Annotated in this window: 7 protein-coding genes; 6 read left to right on the plus strand and 1 reads right to left on the minus strand. The window is 51.6% G+C overall.

The genetic code is table 11. The annotated features are described in order from the left end of the window. The first annotated feature begins 42 nt into the window (after positions 1-42). Genes RC74_RS11065 through RC74_RS11085 form a run of 5 tightly spaced genes read left to right on the plus strand, consistent with a single transcriptional unit; the run spans position 43 to position 13,815 of the window. A complete protein-coding gene (locus RC74_RS11065) occupies positions 43-1,107 on the plus strand; it encodes a TM0106 family RecB-like putative nuclease (RefSeq protein WP_062628215.1) in 1,065 nt (354 codons plus the stop codon). Then, positions 1,104-8,516, plus strand: a complete 7,413-nt coding sequence (locus tag RC74_RS11070) for a sacsin N-terminal ATP-binding-like domain-containing protein (RefSeq protein ID WP_039004184.1) — start codon at positions 1,104-1,106, stop codon at positions 8,514-8,516. The genes RC74_RS11065 and RC74_RS11070 overlap by 4 nt, the downstream gene beginning before the upstream one ends. Further along, on the plus strand, positions 8,513-11,155 hold the full coding sequence (locus tag RC74_RS11075; protein ID WP_039004186.1) for a DEAD/DEAH box helicase: 2,643 nt from the start codon (positions 8,513-8,515) through the stop codon (positions 11,153-11,155). Before RC74_RS11070 ends, RC74_RS11075 begins: the two co-directional genes overlap by 4 nt. A 31-nt stretch (positions 11,156-11,186) precedes the next feature. Next, positions 11,187-12,260 carry a YcjF family protein gene (locus tag RC74_RS11080; protein WP_052275105.1) on the plus strand — a complete coding sequence of 358 codons (1,074 nt, stop codon included), beginning with the start codon at positions 11,187-11,189 and terminating at the stop codon, positions 12,258-12,260. Beyond that, positions 12,247-13,815 (plus strand): GTPase family protein, encoded by a 1,569-nt coding sequence (locus tag RC74_RS11085; protein ID WP_039004189.1) that lies wholly within the window; start codon positions 12,247-12,249, stop codon positions 13,813-13,815. Before RC74_RS11080 ends, RC74_RS11085 begins: the two co-directional genes overlap by 14 nt. A gap of 96 nt (positions 13,816-13,911) precedes the next feature. Here the strand turns inward: RC74_RS11085 and RC74_RS11090 are convergent, their stop codons facing one another. After that, complete coding sequence (locus RC74_RS11090) at positions 13,912-14,727, minus strand: HNH endonuclease (protein WP_062628216.1); 816 nt, start codon at positions 14,725-14,727, stop codon at positions 13,912-13,914. 751 nt (positions 14,728-15,478) lie between these two features. Here RC74_RS11090 and RC74_RS11100 point away from each other — a divergent pair. Next, positions 15,479-16,639, plus strand: coding sequence for an IS30 family transposase (locus RC74_RS11100; RefSeq protein WP_062628218.1), 1,161 nt, complete (start codon positions 15,479-15,481; stop codon positions 16,637-16,639). Positions 16,640-16,691 lie beyond the last annotated feature (52 nt).

Genomic DNA, 16,691 nt, shown 5'->3' on the forward strand with positions numbered 1-16,691 from the left:
TTTATTTGTACAAAAACGTTCGCATTCAGAGCAGGATTAGCAATGAGAAAATTAGAAGGACAGATTTTACTTTCCGCCTCTGATCTCATGCGTTTCATGGGATGTGCCCATGCAACCACACTTGATATTGAAAGAATGAACGGCAGGGGTCCGTCGCCCCGAGCCGACAGCGAAGACGCCGCGTTGCTGCAAAAACAGGGGAACGCTCATGAAGAGGGCTATCTTAAAAAGCTTAAATCATCTGGTGCCAACGTCGTTGAGATCGCTAGCGGCAATCTTACTGCTAACGCGTTAGAAACTCGTCATATCTTGAGCACGGGACCCGACGTTGTCTTTCAGGGTGCTTTTTATTCTGGGAATTGGGGCGGTTGGTCGGATTTCCTAGAACGAGTAGATCGACCGTCGTCACTTGGTGATTTTAGCTTTGAAGTAACCGACACTAAACTTAAACGCACACCGCACCCAAAACATTTGCTCCAACTTAGTCTCTATTCCGATCTTTTGTCAGAAATTCAAGGTGTTGAACCTGAGTTTGCTTCCGTGGAACTGGGCACAGGGGATCGGGCGACCTTTCGTATGAAAGATTTTTCAGCTTATGCACGAGCTGCGCGTCATAGGCTTGAAGAGTTTGTGGCCACTCAAACGCCAACGCGCCCTATGCCGTGTAGTGATTGTGGATTGTGCCGATGGGAGGATCACTGCAAGTCTGTTTGGATCAAAGAAGACAGCTTATTTAATGTCGCGAACGTCAGTCGAGCTCAAGTTAAGAAACTGGAAGCTGCGGATGTGAATACTTTACAAGAGTTATCAGAACTTGATCATCCAGTACGCGGTATTCGCGTTGGGACAGTGGATAAATTTCAGGGACAGGAAGCGCCCGTTTGTCTTGTATCAATGACCGCTTCTTCCGCTGATGAAACACCTCGCGGTATGGAGTTTCTGTTTTCACTCAATCGAATAAATGTTGCGGTTTCCCGAGCAAAGGGTCTTTCGCTTGTATTCGGCGCACCACAGCTGCGAGAAGCTAAATGCAATACGGTTGAACAAATGATGTTGGTCGACACTCTGTGTGCGCTTCCAGATTTTAATAATTTGAGTAAACTATGACAAACCTTACAACACCCCCTCGATCAATTTTTCGCCAAATTCAAGCTAATCTGAAGGATCGTTACGCAACGGGCTTCCCCGTTCTGAAAGAGTTGATTCAAAATGCTGAGGATGCGCGTGCGAGTCGCATCCGCTTTGTTGCTCATGATGGCTGGAAGGACGCGACGAACCCACTACTACGTGTTCCCGGGCTTCTAATCGTAAACGATGGCCGGTTTGAGGCAAAGGATAAACGGGGAGTTCTTTCCTTTGCCGACAGTGCTAAGGGCGACGAAACCGAGGCCATCGGTCGCTTTGGATTTGGGCAAAAGGCAGTTTTTCATCTCTGCGATGCCTTTGTAGCCCACGCTTTTGGCCATTCAGAAGAGTTTTCAGAAGTAATCAATCCCTGTCTTGGCGTGATAGACAATACTCAAGCCGAATCTTGGGATGTCATTGGGCAGGAAGATTTGGCGCGGCTGTCGGCTGAAGCGTCCGGCGTTTCGAAGGGTTTTTTGCTTTGGTTGCCGCTCCGGCGTGATGAAATCATGCCGGCACCAAAACTTTCATTTACTAACTACCAGCCTAGTCTTGAAGAACTCGTGAATGAATTTATTGATCATACAGACGAACTGCAGCTGATATTGTCTAGCTTGCGTCATCTGGACCGCATATCTGTACAGGTGCATGGGGAGGACCGGATCGTCCTTTCTCGTGGCCCTGATAGTCGCCGGATGCAAGGTCCAGGGAAAAACGCACTCTATGAAAACCAGTCATTCCAGGGCACGATTGAGTCTTTAGACGGTAACTTATCAACCTATATTGGTCGAGAGGCATGTGGAGCCAGTCCGCGACTTGAAAAGCTACAGAAATCCGATACCTGGCCGCAGGTGCCCGTTTTCACCGAAAAAGGCGAGGAGGTTCGTCCCGAAAAGGCGGTTGCTCACGGCGCAGTCATCATAACGGACCGAGTTGTTGACGCGCAGGACGCTATCGATATCAATTGGGGCGTTTTCTTACCGGTTACTAGAGCTACACGCCTCGAGCCAAGTGTGCCTAGTTTGCTGATTTTGCTTCATGGCTACTTTTTTGTCGATTCTGGGCGGCGTTATATAGAAGGCTTTGATAACGATAACGATGAGGTGGATGGGAGCTCAATCTACCGGAATTGGAATAAGACGCTTCGGAACGAGGTAGTGCTGCCACTTCTCCCGAGTGCACTTAACGATGCCTTCCAAGCACAGATGATGAGTTCAAACCAGCTGGCCGAGATACTGGCTTCTCTCCGGAACAACCGGTTCGGTCGAGTCCACGCTGGCGCGATCGCACGCCGCGATTGTCTGATCCGGGCGGTTGAACCTTCCAACAGTGGCGCGATAGCGCGCTGGGTCCTGAAGCAAAGCGATGCATCTCTGCGCCCGCTTCCTCACCCAGATGAGCATGGTCGAATCAAAGCAGCTGAAATTTTTCCGGATCTCTGTGGTTGGGCCGAGAAGTGTGGACTAACACTCTTTGCAGGTGCCGAAGCGGCATTAATCCGGGATAAAGCCGAGTGGCAATCTGACGAACTAACCGATCTGTTGACAGGGCTTTCTGCCGATGTCTTCCAGCAAGGTGGACGTGTTGACGTGCTTGCTTCGTTTCTCAAGGTTGCTGTCGGTGAGGACAAGGAACGGCGCGAGGCGGCAGCGGAGCCTCTTTTAACAGCACTGCGGCGGAGCCTAATCGGGACAGAAGCGCTTGGGTCAGTACAACAGATTCGTGACGTTCTGGCACATCTACCTGAAAAGACGGCCGTGGCTCTGCCAAAATCCGCTGGTGCGCCCCGCGATGTAATGCGCGCCTTAGCCGAGGTTTACAGCGCTCCCCTTTGCCTGAGATCGGAGTGGTTGTCAGAAGGCACAGCCCAGCATGCGCTTTCAACTGGAGAGGCAGGACCTCTAATTGCCGCTCTTCAGCCACTGCTTAGTGATCATCGTAATGCTGAGGCTGCTGGCACCGCCGCTTTAACACTTGTGAAGTTGCTCGGCCTTCAGTTGCTCGAAGCAGCAAAAGATCCACAGATTGCATCTCTCTCAATTCTTCGGGCGGGTAACGGTAGTGGTAAGCCACAGTTGGTTAGTCTTGCGGAACTGATAGAGGCCTCCCAAGAAAGGCGTCTGTTCAAGGATAGCCCTGATGTTCAGCGGGCGCTTAAAGCTATGGACCAAGCTGTTTTAGGCTCTGGAGTTCTTGTATTGCGCGGCGAAGCTGCACGGTTGCTTGAGGAGATAGGTGAACCATTTAAATTTGGCGATCCTAAGCGCGAGAACTTTGTGCAGCTTGTTATGTCTGCTAAGAACTTCGGTCCTGCAGATGCACGCGCTCGGGCCATAGTCCAAGTCTACAATGAAGTGCCTGGTGCCCGCCGGGCACTTCGTTCACTTGCCGCTGGGAACACTCGCGCGAGCGGGGATACGGTCCAACTTTTTGCTTTACCACATGATCAGGGCTGCCTCGACGATTTAGCACTTCGACTTATCGAGGGATCGGATAGGAATTTTCTGGTCCCTAACGTTATTGCGGAAACTCTGACGATCCCGCAGCAGCGCTATCTTGGTATTAAATTGATGGACGGGCCCGCGTTGGGGCAGCTACTTAACGAAAATGTCGAGGAGATTCCCGAGATCGCATTGGACGATAGTACCATCGTCTCATTGCTTGAAACCGACATTCCTGATGAAGATCTGCGCCGACTTCCAATCTTTCCAGCGACAGATGGCCGAAGGTGGTTGAGCAGTGAGATTTGGCAGCCATCGGCGGATTGGCCAGTGCCCTATGGACTCGTACAAACAGTACCGATTTTGAAGCCGCTTTCTGGACGCAAGGTTGCGGAGCGACTCAAACGTTTGGTGGCGACTTGGTCACCCGAGACTCAACTCCTGGTGGCGCTAGCAAAAACCGAGCCGCATATTTTCTGGCGAGAGGTTCTCGCGACGCTCGATCAACTAAAATCGGCACCGCCCGTGGGGTTGAGCCAGGTCAAATGGTTGGTTGATCGGCAAGGAAGAGCCTGGGCGCCTTCTGACTTGCTAGACTTGCCTGAAGAGGTGCTGATAGAAGCGCGCCAATTGTTCGATGCGATATCTGATCTACCCTTTCTGCCTTTGTCCGAACTTGCGCATGATCTACGCGATGATCCGGGCTTCAAAGCGTTGCGTTCGACCGGCGTTATTCCAGACAAGGACGGCTCTATTGATGCGCTGCTTCTCATGGTGGAGGAGGTTGCACCGCGCGCCAGGCTTTGCGCGACCGAAGGCGAAATCTTTGGTTCGCTAGTGGGGCTTGCAAAGGAAGGTGCCGATCTGCGCCTGCCAGGATGGCCGTTGCTCGCAACCCTTCTGCGGCTATCAGATCCGGATCTAGAAAAACTACTGCCCCCATTCGGAATCGTTTCGAAAAATCATGTGCCGGACGCGGTCGCTCATATGAACGCCTTGGCTGAACTCGACGAAAATGGAAGTAAGGACGCTCGTAGGATCTATTTGGCGGCTTTCCAAACCGTCTGCACATGGCCAGCCGACGAGCTGCGAAATGTGATGAAGGGGATCCGAGTTCCGGTGGAGGCTGGGGACTGGAAAACGGCTGATGCTGTGGCTGCGCATATTCAAGGAATCTCTGCGGGTTATCGGTTGGCTAAAGATCTGGAAAAGCTGTGGCCGGGGTCGCTAATTGACTGTTCGACCGCAGTAACAACAATCACGCGCTCTGGATCCGAACCGAAGCTACAAAATGGCTCGATTGCAATACAGGAGAAAGAATGCGCCCAATCTCTTGAAAAGATCATTAAACTCGCTCAGGCGAATGTGCCACCTGATTTACTTGCGTTGCTTGTTGGAATTGTTCGCCAGACAAATCCATTCCGCTCGATCTTGCTGGCTGACATTGGACTTTCCGAATCTGTTATCGATCGGATTTGGGGGCGTATCCGCGGAGAGGTGGATGAGGCGACCACAATGATTGGACCCGGCCAAAGCCTTAGAAATATACGACAAAAAACGTTCGTATCTTACCGAATAGAGACGCCAAAAACTATAGAAGTAACGACTCTCGCCTCCACTCGGGCACATCTTGCGACCGGAGCATTTGAGCCGCTTTTGGTTATAGGAGACGGTCATCGACGCCGAAATCCGATCAAACTGGATGAAGGTGACCACTGGCTACGGCAAGTTACTGTCTCTGATACTCTTAGCGAAGTTAAGGCCAGCGATATTAGCCGTCTCATTCTGACACTGGCCAAGGAATGCTTTGGGCATAAAGCAGAAAACCTTGAATCGCTCGAATCGTTGATCAATGATTGCTCAAATGTCGACCAATCCACCGTCGCGGATGCTCAGGCGAGGCTAGAAGACAGGTTGCCTCAGATCATTGCGGAGTTGAAGCCTCCGCCCAATACAAAATTGCGGTTGGCATTCAATGATTATGAACGTGAGGAAGATCGGATGCCTCCGGGTAAACAGCGTATATTGCGCCTTCCCGACCTCAAGCGTACTCTTTGGGAGGAAATGGAAACACCCGAAGCCCGAAGGGAAATCTTGTTAGCCATCCGCAATCGTATTGAGGACTATGGTTATTCCCCTGACCGTGTGCTGTTTGAATTATTCCAGAATGCGGATGACGCCTCTTTGCAACACCCGCCGCCAGGCAAAGCGTGCTTTCGGCTTGAAGTAACGAAGGAGCAAGTGCGGGCCTTGCATTGGGGGCGGTTGATTAACCATCCGGGGCCGGACCCGCGGCAAGGCGACCGAGAAGGTTGGCTGCGCGATCTGTTCAACATGCTGCTAATGAACCTATCTGAAAAACGCGAAGGCGTGACAGGGCGTTTCGGGTTGGGTTTTAAAAGTGTGCATCTGATTGCTGCCGACGTTGGCATTGCGAGTGGTTTTGTCGCTTGCCGAGTGAATGGGGGGATGTTGCCAGAGGTGTGGGAGAGAGGTCAGCAGATTTCCCTAGATAACTCTGTCAATGGGCGTCGCGCGACGGTCATCGAACTAGTTCTGGATCAGAACAGCAGCGATCAAGCAGATAATGCGGTGCAATCCTTTCGGACTGCGGCGCGCTGGTTGCCGGCAATGAGCCATACCATACGTAGAATAGAGCTCTCAGGTTCTGAGCGAGGGACTTGGGAAGCAAATCATCGTGAATTAGCTAAAGGTATTGGACTTGTGACGCTCTCGGGGGCCTCGCCGGGCCGAGCGCTCTCCCTCGAGCTTGGAGAGGAGACCACTCTCTTCCTTGTTCTTTCTAGCGATGGTCCAGTACCCGCGGAGGAAGGCTTACCCCGACTTTGGCTTCTTGCACCACTTGCCGAAACGCTAAAATCAGGCTGGTTAATGAACGGGCGAAGTTTTCGGGTCGATCCTGGACGCGGTTCACTGAAACGCGGCGAAAGTGAGCCACAGGACACTTTCGCGGGCCTCGGGGTGGCGCTTGGGGAGAGGTTGATCGCCCTAGCAGACTTGGTCCACGACAATTGGGCGGATTTCGCGGTGCAATCGGGTCTCGTTGATGAATCGCCAGAGACTGGCCCAGCAACGTTTTGGTCGAAGCTCTCCGATCTTTTTGCGCTTGACCTTGACGATCCGCTTGCTTGTCATCTTCACTCGGCAGGCCGAGGTTACGGTCGATTGATCTCGGAGCGCGTCGTTTTGCCAACCGGTCTTTCATATCCCTTTGCAGCGCTTATTCGCGCTGAAAATGTCCAATACTATCTGGAAGGGGTGATGTCCGAGCCTGCACTTCAGGCCGATCTACGCGAATGGAAAGTCCTCGAGGCGTTAGGAACGACTTGCGTGAAAGAAGAAACTGCCCTGCGCCTCGAACGCCTCGGGTTTTCTAGACCGTTTCCAATCTCTTTATCGGAGGCGATAAAAATAGAGATCGGCGCAGAGAAACGGGTAGAGCCAGCTCTCGCGAAAAGGTTGGGCAGCGTGCTTACAGACGAACGGCTGGAGCGACTCAACAAGAGTGAAGAACAAAAACTGCTTCAGGTAATTTCATCCGCACAGTATCGCATGCTCGACGACACTTGGCGTGAGGCGAGACTGCCCCCGCGCGAGGCAGCGGATGCTGACGAAGAGGAATACCGGATTGTGTCTTTTGCGCCGGATGAGGCGGTGGCCCATTCAGATTATAGTGGGGCAGCGTTGGTTTTGTATAGGCTCGCGATGAGGCAAAGTGGTTTCCAACGAACCCCAACCACCTTTGTCAGATGGGCGCAAGAGATGACTGACGTTGCGCTACAGCGCGCGATTTTGCAGTATATTCTTGAAGGGCGGCAAGGTAGTGAACTTGGCGGAAAATTAGCTCAAAATCGCCCTTCCTGGCTGCCCGAGATATCTGATGATTTCCGTACGAGCCCACAGGTTGACGACATCGCTGACACAGATTTGCCGCAACTTCTTGGGTTGCTTTATCCTGTGGAGCAGAGACGACGATGGGGTCAAGATTTCGGCGTCGATCCCAGTGCGAGGGATTTCCCTGAAGCTACACCGCGAGTGGATTCCGTGGTGTTTCTTAAAGCGTTGCATGAATGGTGGTCGGTCAACGCCAATGAACAAAGGGCAAAGGCGGACACCAAAACCTATCCAGACGGATTTTCCCCGAGCTCCCTGATTGACAAAACGGGAAATGAGGACCGTGAAGGCTGGTTTACATTCTTTGCTCTAGCTGTATTTCGGACCATCGGATGGAACAACGAAAGTGCGCACGGCAATTTCATTGCGAAAGCGCGACAGGCGGGATGGTGGCGCGAAATCGCAACGGCAAGATTGCCCGATGATCCCAGCGCATGGATTGCGCGCCTAGAGGATTTTGCAAAGCCAGATGTTGGGCGGATCGATTTCCCACAGTGGCGACGTGCTTTGGTGGATCTCTACCTACTCGCGAGGTGGTTGCCGGAGTATGTAGAGGCCCTTCAAGCGCTCCCAGCGAAGGTCGAGGATAATGGCCATTTGTCTCTTTCCGACGCATTTAGGTTGAGTTCTTCGCCGCTTTGGCAGCGGCTTGGTCTTGAAGGCGCGCCTCTGTCTCAGAGTCTGGGCATTGGTGCAAATTGGCTCATCCGCGAAGGTGTAAGGCATGGTGTCTGGCAAGATGGGGATGCTCGGATGGTTCACCCATACGCTTGGGCTTCAACCCGAAGTGTTCGTGAACGCATTCTCGAGCGCTTGGATTTAAATCTCGGAGAGAAAGCAAATATGGACTTCAGTCGCGATATCCACGAATTCATCGAAGGTCATATTGGAGACAAAGTATCCTTTTTAGGTGATCTTGACCTCCCGCTTCAGATTGCGAGTAAAAATGAATCACTTCTTCAGGGTTTGTTCGATGGCGCTGAGCTAGCTAGCACAAAAATCCTTGCTGATGAAGATAAGGAAACGTACTCATGACAATACTTGTTCCAGACCAACCTGTTCGCCACCTACGTCACGGTGTAGGTCGTGTCGTAAAGGATCTTGGTGCCACTGTAGTGGTGTTGTTCGAAGGTCGGGCGGAGATTGTCGAAGCTAGCGAGCTTGAGGTTCTGCGTTCAGTTGATGCCGCTCTCTCAGAAGGCGTTTTAGATGACTCGCTTGCATCTTTAGTCCGCGCGCAGGCGCTTGCTATCCGATCAATCAATGATCAATGGGGCGTATTCTCGAGATCCCGTGTACAGCTTTTACCGCATCAGTTGTGGGTTTGCCGTCAAGTTACCAAACAATGGCCTAGTCGATGGCTAGTCGCTGATGATGTTGGGCTGGGTAAAACGATTGAAGCAGGCTTGATTTTGACACCTCTCCTCGCCTCAGGTCGTGTGCGACGTCTCCTTGTACTCACACCCGCACGGCTAGCACCACAATGGCGAAGTCGTCTAAAGTCAATGTTTGACATTAGGTTGCAAGAATTTTCTGCCGACCTTGATCGAGGAAAACTATCGTTTTGGGATACAGCTAGCCAGGTCGTGGCTTCGTTCCACACATTGAGAAATGAGAAAGCGCTCGATCGCTTATTAAGTGCTGAGCCTTGGGATCTTGTGATTGTTGACGAAGCACACCACTTTCAGGCTAAACAACGCGCCAGTACAATCACGTATCAGCTACTCGAAAAGCTTGAAAGTGCCAACCGAATACAATCTCTAATTCTATTTACGGGCACTCCGCATCGGGGAAAGGACTATGGCTTCTTTGCTTTGATGCAGCTGGTAAGACCGGATCTTTTCGATCCAAAAAAATCGGTCGAAATACAACTGCCTAAGCTCCGAGAAGCCATGATCCGAAACAACAAAGAGCTTGCAACCGATTTGCGGGGTGAAAAGCTGTTCTATCCGGTAGCCACGAAATCGGTCGACTTTCGCTACAGTGAAGGAGAGCAAACGTTTTATGATACAATGAGCGAATTCATCATGGATGGGCGAGCATACGCTCTCAGCCTTTCTGGCCGCGAACAAACCGCTAGAATGTTGTTGCTCATTGCCCTTCAAAAACTCGCCGCAAGTTCAATCGCAGCCATACGCTCTGCGCTTGAAAAAAGACGCGCCACGCTGGCGGGGCTTATTCAAGAGACACTAGGGCAGTATCCCGACAACGAAGACTTAACATTAGACGAAATTGCGGAGCAGGAGGAGTCCCGCCCCGAAAAGATGACTGCGCTGCTCCTCAAGGACGAAATCGCGCGTTTGGACGATTTGATAACGCTTGCCAGAAATGTAGATACAGAAACGAAAGTTGAACGACTTACGGACATGCTTAGGGAGGATTTCCCTGTAGGAGAACCGGTGCTGTTCTTCACTGAATACAAGGCTACGCAAGCCCTTCTCTATAATGCTTTAGAAACTATGTTTGGGATCGAGTGCGTAGGCTTTATTAATGGTGAGGACCGACTAACTATCCAAGATCACGAGGGCAACGGTTCGCGCATTCTCAACTTAGAACGTGACGCGGCAGCCGATGATTTTAATTCTGGAAAGACCCGATTTCTGATTTCAACGGAGGCAGGCGGTGAAGGTATCGACCTTCAAGAGCGTTGTGCTGTCCTAATCCATGTAGATTTACCATGGAATCCAATGCGTCTCCATCAAAGGGTTGGAAGGCTCAATCGATATGGCCAGAAACGACCGGTAAGTGTATTCCTGATGAAAAACCCAGAGACTGTTGAGGCCCGTATTTGGGGCCTACTCCAGGAGAAATTATCAAAAATACAGGCTGCAATATCGTCCGTCATGGAGGATGATGAAGATATTTCGCAAATTGTAATAGGGATGACCCCGCCAGGATTCTTCGATGAAGTTTTCAGCGAAAGCCCTCAACGAAGCAACGAGGAACTGAAGGACTGGTTCGATGCCAAGACTTCAAGTTTTGGTGGCCGCGATGCTGTTGCCACCGTCCGGGATTTGTTGGGCAACGTTTCTCGCTACGACTTCCAGGCCGTCGGTAGCGAACTTCCAAAAGTCGATCTTCCGGACCTTGAGAATTTTTTCCGGAACGCTATGCATGTTTATGGTCGTCGTATAACTCGCGATGAGAATGGCCTTGTGGTGAAAACACCAGAAGATTGGCGCAGGGATCCAGATCTCCGTGCTCGATATGAAGGACTGCATTTAGATCGTAATCGTGGAGCTGGTGAGCATGTTTCAACAGTTATGGGAGTTGGGCATGCGCTGTTCGATCGGACTTTAAAGGAGACCGCGATATTTGACTCACATGTTGCGCGAACCCGAGGCTTGTCTGCACCGCTTATCTTAGTCCGGATCGAAGATGAAGTGACTGGAACAGGTGCAACCACACACAGTATCGTCTTGGGCCTGAAATGCGACGAATTGGAACCAGTGATACTGCGAGACTGGCAGTTATTGATAGAACTGAACAAACTTAAACCGGAGACTGAGAAAGGGCATCCCGCTACAGGTTTTGAACAGAATGCAATTGATAACGCTTGGCAATCCTTCGTTACCAATATCGACGATATGCCGCTTGATTTTAGACGTCCTAAGGCGACCTTGAGTCTCGTTTTACTACCATCTCACCCGGAGCAAGATACTGATTCTAAATGAGGCTTCAGCTAAACCGCCGATCGGACATAAGATGTTGAACAAATTATTTTGGCGCTCCAGGAGCCAACCATCCGACGAGACGGGCGAAATAGCCCTTCCTGTCGTCTGGCTTCTCGGCAAAACCGGGGCGGGAAAGTCATCCCTCGTTCGCGCTCTGACCGAGCAATCCGATGTACAGGTCGGCAATGGATTCCAACCCTGCACACGCTCTGCGCATAGCTACGACTACCCCCCTGAGCAGCCTCTCGTGCGTTTTCTAGATACACGCGGCTTGGGCGAGGCTGGCTACGACCCAGCCCAAGATCTGGAAGTTTGCCGCGATAGAAGTCATGCCCTGATCGTTGTGTGCCAACTAAATGACCCTGTGCAAGGCACGGTCTCAGATGCCCTTTCTGATATCGTGCGCCAGGAAAAGAGGATGCGCGCCATTCTCGTACTGACCGGCAAGGACCTTATCATCGACTTGGATGCTCGGGGGCGAGCTGAGCGCATAATTACCGCTCAGATGAGTCAGGCCGCAAAGTACGACCTTCCCGTAGTCACTTTGTCACTAGCACCGAGTTTACCTAAGGATGTAGAGGGGCTCGATGCACTCAATCAGCACTTGTTGGGTATTTTGCCTGCTGCCGGGCTTCTGCTCGAGAAGAACCACTCCAGAGATGCTGAACAGATCGAGTTTCAGAACCATAAACGCTTTGTTCTGTCCTATGCGGGCGTTGCCGCTACGAGCGATTTTGCTCCGATCGTAGGTATTGCCGCGGTGCCGGCAACACAGTTAAAGATGTTGCATGAGCTCGGGCGCCGCTACGGAGTGAAGTGGGACCGTAAGGTTGGTGCGGCGTTCCTAAGCACCATGGGGCTCAGCATCGGAGCTAGATACGCGACGAGCTTTGCCCTTCGCGAGTTCGCGAAGCTTGTTCCAGTCTTCGGTCAGACCGTTGGTGCGGCGACTGCCAGTGCGATCAGCTTCGCTTCCACTTACGCTCTAGGTCGCGCCGCTGCCTACTTCTTGTTTCGAAAAGCTAACGGCAGCTCGCCTAACGAAGACGAACTACGCAAAGTCTACCAACGCGCATTCAATAGGTCCTCAGATGAAGCTGATTGAGCGCATTCGTCCTGCCTTGCTGCGCTGGGATAGACTTCTGGCATTCGCAGCTCTAGCGGTGCCGTTGGTGGTAGTTATGGTCGCTGGCTTCGCATGGATGATTGAACATGGCTGGGTCGTCGAATTCATCGTTGCTTCGATCTCGCTTGGCGGGGTGGTCGCACTCATCCGTTCTCCAAGATTATGGTTGCGCACCAAAGACACTGAAAACACACCCCGTCCCAATCAGATGCACGCCCGGATCGATTCATCTTGGAGTGCCCGCGAAATTGAGGCATTCAAGGCCGCGCAGACATTTATCGAAGAGAAAACAAGGGGCCCCTTGCCGTGGGAAGACCTTCAGCCGATTGCCCAGGAAGTGATTCACATGGTCGCGTCGGCCTCTGGCAAGGGCGACCAAGGGGTTCTCAATTTTACGCTGCCCGAAGCCTTGCTTCTCTTTGATCGTGTCACAATCCGCCTACGATCTGAAATTCGGGACAAAGTTCCGTTCTCAGACAGCATCTCGGTTGGCACTCTCCTGTGGCTGTGGGAACGTCGCGACATTGCCTGGAAGGTCAAGAAGCACGGCCGGAACGCATGGCGAGTGCTCCGAGCGATCAAGTCGCTCCCCACTGCCATCCTGCGCGAGATCGAGGGCGTAATCGCGGAAGGTCACTCATCGTTTATAACGAGCGAAGGCGCATCCATTATTCAGGCTCTTCTCCTTGAGGAGGTGGCTGCGGCGGCGGTCGAGCTCTACTCGGGGAGATTGAGGTTCTCCGATTCTGAACTGCTTGATCTAAGCCTTGCTTCAAGTAACCTCGATCGGGAGCGACTTGCTGCAAGCGACATGCCTCTCCGCATCGCTGTTGCCGGACAGCTCAGCGTCGGTAAGTCGAGCTTGATCAACGCGCTTCTTGGAAGTGATCTCGCCGAAGTTGACGTAATAGCAACTACTTCTGAGGCAAAGACTTATCCCATCAACTTCGAAGGGGTGGACTCAATGCTTCTCGATACGCCGGGACTTGATGGGTCGCTCAAGCCTACCAAAATGGTTTTTGATGAGCTGTCGCAAGCGGACCTAATCGTCTGGGTAGTCCGTGCTAGCAGGCCCTCGCGCGAAATCGATAGGTCGGCGATCGCCGCACTACGAGAAATCGTCTCTAAAGATCCGCGGCGAAGGATGCCACCGTTCGTTGTTGTTGTCTCTTGTGTAGATGAACTGCAGAAGTCTTGGCCCTTTCCCGAAGGTTGCCTGACCGAAGATGCCATGGAAAGCGTGTCTCAGGTCGTGTTGGCCGTACAGCAGGACATTGCAGACCCCAGCGCAACAGCCAATACGATACCCATTGTGCTCACCGAGCCTGATTGGAACGTTGACCGGTTGCGCGCCCGTATCGTTAGCCTCATCGGACCCGCACTCAATACGCAAAGAAACCGCCTGCGTATCGAAACAAAGACTACAGGGGGATTGAAAGAAGCGGGACGCGCTGGGCGAGGGCTGCGCAGAGCCCTCACTGCAATCGGGAGAAAGCATTCGGCATCGGACGATCAGATTGATGGCAACGCATAGTCTTGTAAATCCTGTTTACTGGCGCTTTTCTGTACGTATATCGTACTCTGAATTTCCTTAGCCAACTGCTGTGCGCCCGATCACACGTTTAAAGCTTTAGTTGCGTTCCATCAGGCTTTTTAATTGCGGGAGGGTTAGCCAGTCTTTCTTTCTATGAACCATCCTGTGGCAGTTGGAACAAAGTAAAGTCAGGTCTGAAGTCTTTGTCTGGGTTTCGCCCAGTATTGAATGCAAAGGTACGTTATGGTGGCATTCGATAAATGCATCACCACGTGCTCCATACGTCTTTTTGAAATCAAAGCCGCATGCTTCGCAAAAAACACGACCGTGTTCTTTCTGAAATTCATCCTTTTTTGCCTTTACGACCGCAGGGTCGCGTTCTCTAGTTTTGTGGCGAACGTATTTCTCTTTGCCTTCCTTGGTGTCAGGAGGTTCCGCTTCAAATGAGGCGTCAAAGTTGTTTATCCATGCGGGATGAATGGAATTGTCACCCAAATCGAATTCTAGTTCGAGGCAGAATGTCTGCGTTCCGTCCTTGTTAAATACCTCGGTGAAATTATCGCGATAGTTGACTAGTTTTCCGGTTCCTAAGAAAGTGAAGTTCGGATCATCATTCCACCGTGCGAAGCAATAAAAAGTAATAGCTCCATCTATGAGCCGTTTCATCAATGGCTGTTTGGAATGTGTTTCTTTTTTTCCATACCAAAGTAGCCTTTCGGTATCAGTGTCGTATTGATTGGGAAATGCTTGCCCTGCGTGGCCCTGGTAGCCAATGTTCACGAATGCGAAAAGATTGTCATCGATCCTTTCGTATCCGGACTGCTGAAAGTTGCGGCTAATTTTTTCTTCTTTTCCTTTGACAAGTTCCCAGATCTCTTGCCGGCGATATTGTTCTTTTTTTTGAAATTGCAAAACTGTATTTCCTCGCTCATAAAATCGCCGCGCCGTTTCACCCTAGAATGTAGCATTTGTATTTCAAGCGGCAATGACGTCTGTTTGAATCCCAGAAAACACATCCTCTTTGATTGTTTGGAACGGTCACGATTTGATACCACTTCACCAAAGTTGCCGAACGCCAGTTCAGATGATAGTCAATCGATCTTAGAAAGTTAGCCTTGTCGTCGTGCTTTTGATAGTTGCCAGTACGTCGGCTTCACAGCTTTTCGCTTCCAAAGGCCAAGAATACTCTCATATCAAATGCTCCTATCAAGCTTCTTAGGCGCTGCTATTTTGACTACTAGAACTCAATTTAGAGACAACTTTACGATTGAAACGCATGAGGACAGAGATGGTTCGATGGGGGTCGCATCTCCTCCGCCAAAAGTCCCCTTGTTTTTCAATTCGCGGATCGAAGGCGTTCCTTGCAAGGTTTTGTTTTTAAACAAATAAACCAGTTCTAGGTTCAGAATGATCAGTTTTGACGCGACTTGAATCAAGAAGTCGGCTCCGTTTTGGCCTACAATTTGGCCTACAATTTGGCCTACAATCTGGCCTACATTTGGGCCTGCCTGTAAAGTATCACTGTAGCTTGCCACGAATAGCGACATTGACGGGTAAGGTATTTGGCCCAATTTCTGCACCATGTATATTTCGACTTAAATGGCGGTGGCCTCAACTGGTCGACGCAACACTTTAATCTTTAGGAAGAGATGGAGTGTTTGCCATGAAATATCGTCGTAGGATTTATTATTCAACTGAACCGCGTGCTGAGATTTGGGATTGGTGGCAGCGAGGCGAGTCGATGAGGTCGATTGGGCGCGTTTTTGATCGCCAATCATCCTCAGTCTTTTCCGTGATCTCACCAACGGGTGGGATACGCCCACCAGATCGCAGACGCGGGCACGTTGCATTGAGCCTTTCTGAGCGCGAGGAAATATCCCGCGGGCTGAGCACCGAGCAGTCCTTGCGTGCGATTGCGCATCAGTTGCGACGTGCGCCCTCGACGATCAGCCGAGAGGTGCGGCGCAATGGTGGCCTTGCAGGTTATCGTGCAATCGCGTCTGATCAAGCGGCGTGGGATCGCGCGCGGCGTCCCAAGATTTGCAAGCTGGCTTGTCACCCGAAGTTGGCCTGCGCAGTATCAGCAAAGCTGCGGCGCAAGTGGTCTCCCGAGCAGGTTGCGGGCTGGCTCAAACGCGCTTTCCCAGGAGAGGCACACAAACAGGTGTCACACGAAACGATCTACAGAATCCTTTATATACAGGCGCGAGGCGTCCTTAAAAAGGAACTCCTGGAGCATCTGCGCGCAAGACGGACTGTCAGGCGCTCCAAACACGCCAGCCAGAAGCGCAACGGGAATGGCCAGATTAAGAATGCTGTATCTATCAGCGAAAGGCCTGCGTCCGTCGAAGATCGGGCCGTTCCGGGCCACTGGGAAGGCGACTTGATTGGCGGATCCAAGAACAGCTATATCGCAACCCTCGTTGAGCGGCATTCACGGTACGTGATGCTGGTTAAAGTCGCCAACAAAGACACCGAGAGTGTCGTCACGGCGCTGATCAAGTCGGCTCAGAAGCTGCCCCGTGAGCTTTACAAATCTCTGACATGGGATCGCGGAAAAGAGCTGGCAGATCATCCGCGCTTTACGTTGGCCACGGATGTTGATGTCTACTTTTGCGACCCACAGTCGCCTTGGCAACGCGGATCAAACGAAAACACCAACCGGCTTTTGAGGCAGTATTTGCCGCGCGGTACCGACTTATCGGTCCATTCCCAAGCAAAGCTCAGTGCAATCGCAAGGCAACTCAACGAACGCCCTCGCAAGACCTTGCAATATCAAACGCCAGCAGAGAAGTTCGCAGAGTGTGTTGCGTCGACCGGTTGAGATCGCCGCGGATTGCGGACATTCGCTGCGCTCTGCGCCGAGGTCTGCTGCG

The sequence above is a fragment of the Falsihalocynthiibacter arcticus genome, from assembly GCF_000812665.2.
In the GTDB taxonomy this organism is placed as follows: Bacteria; Pseudomonadota; Alphaproteobacteria; order Rhodobacterales; family Rhodobacteraceae; genus Falsihalocynthiibacter; species Falsihalocynthiibacter arcticus.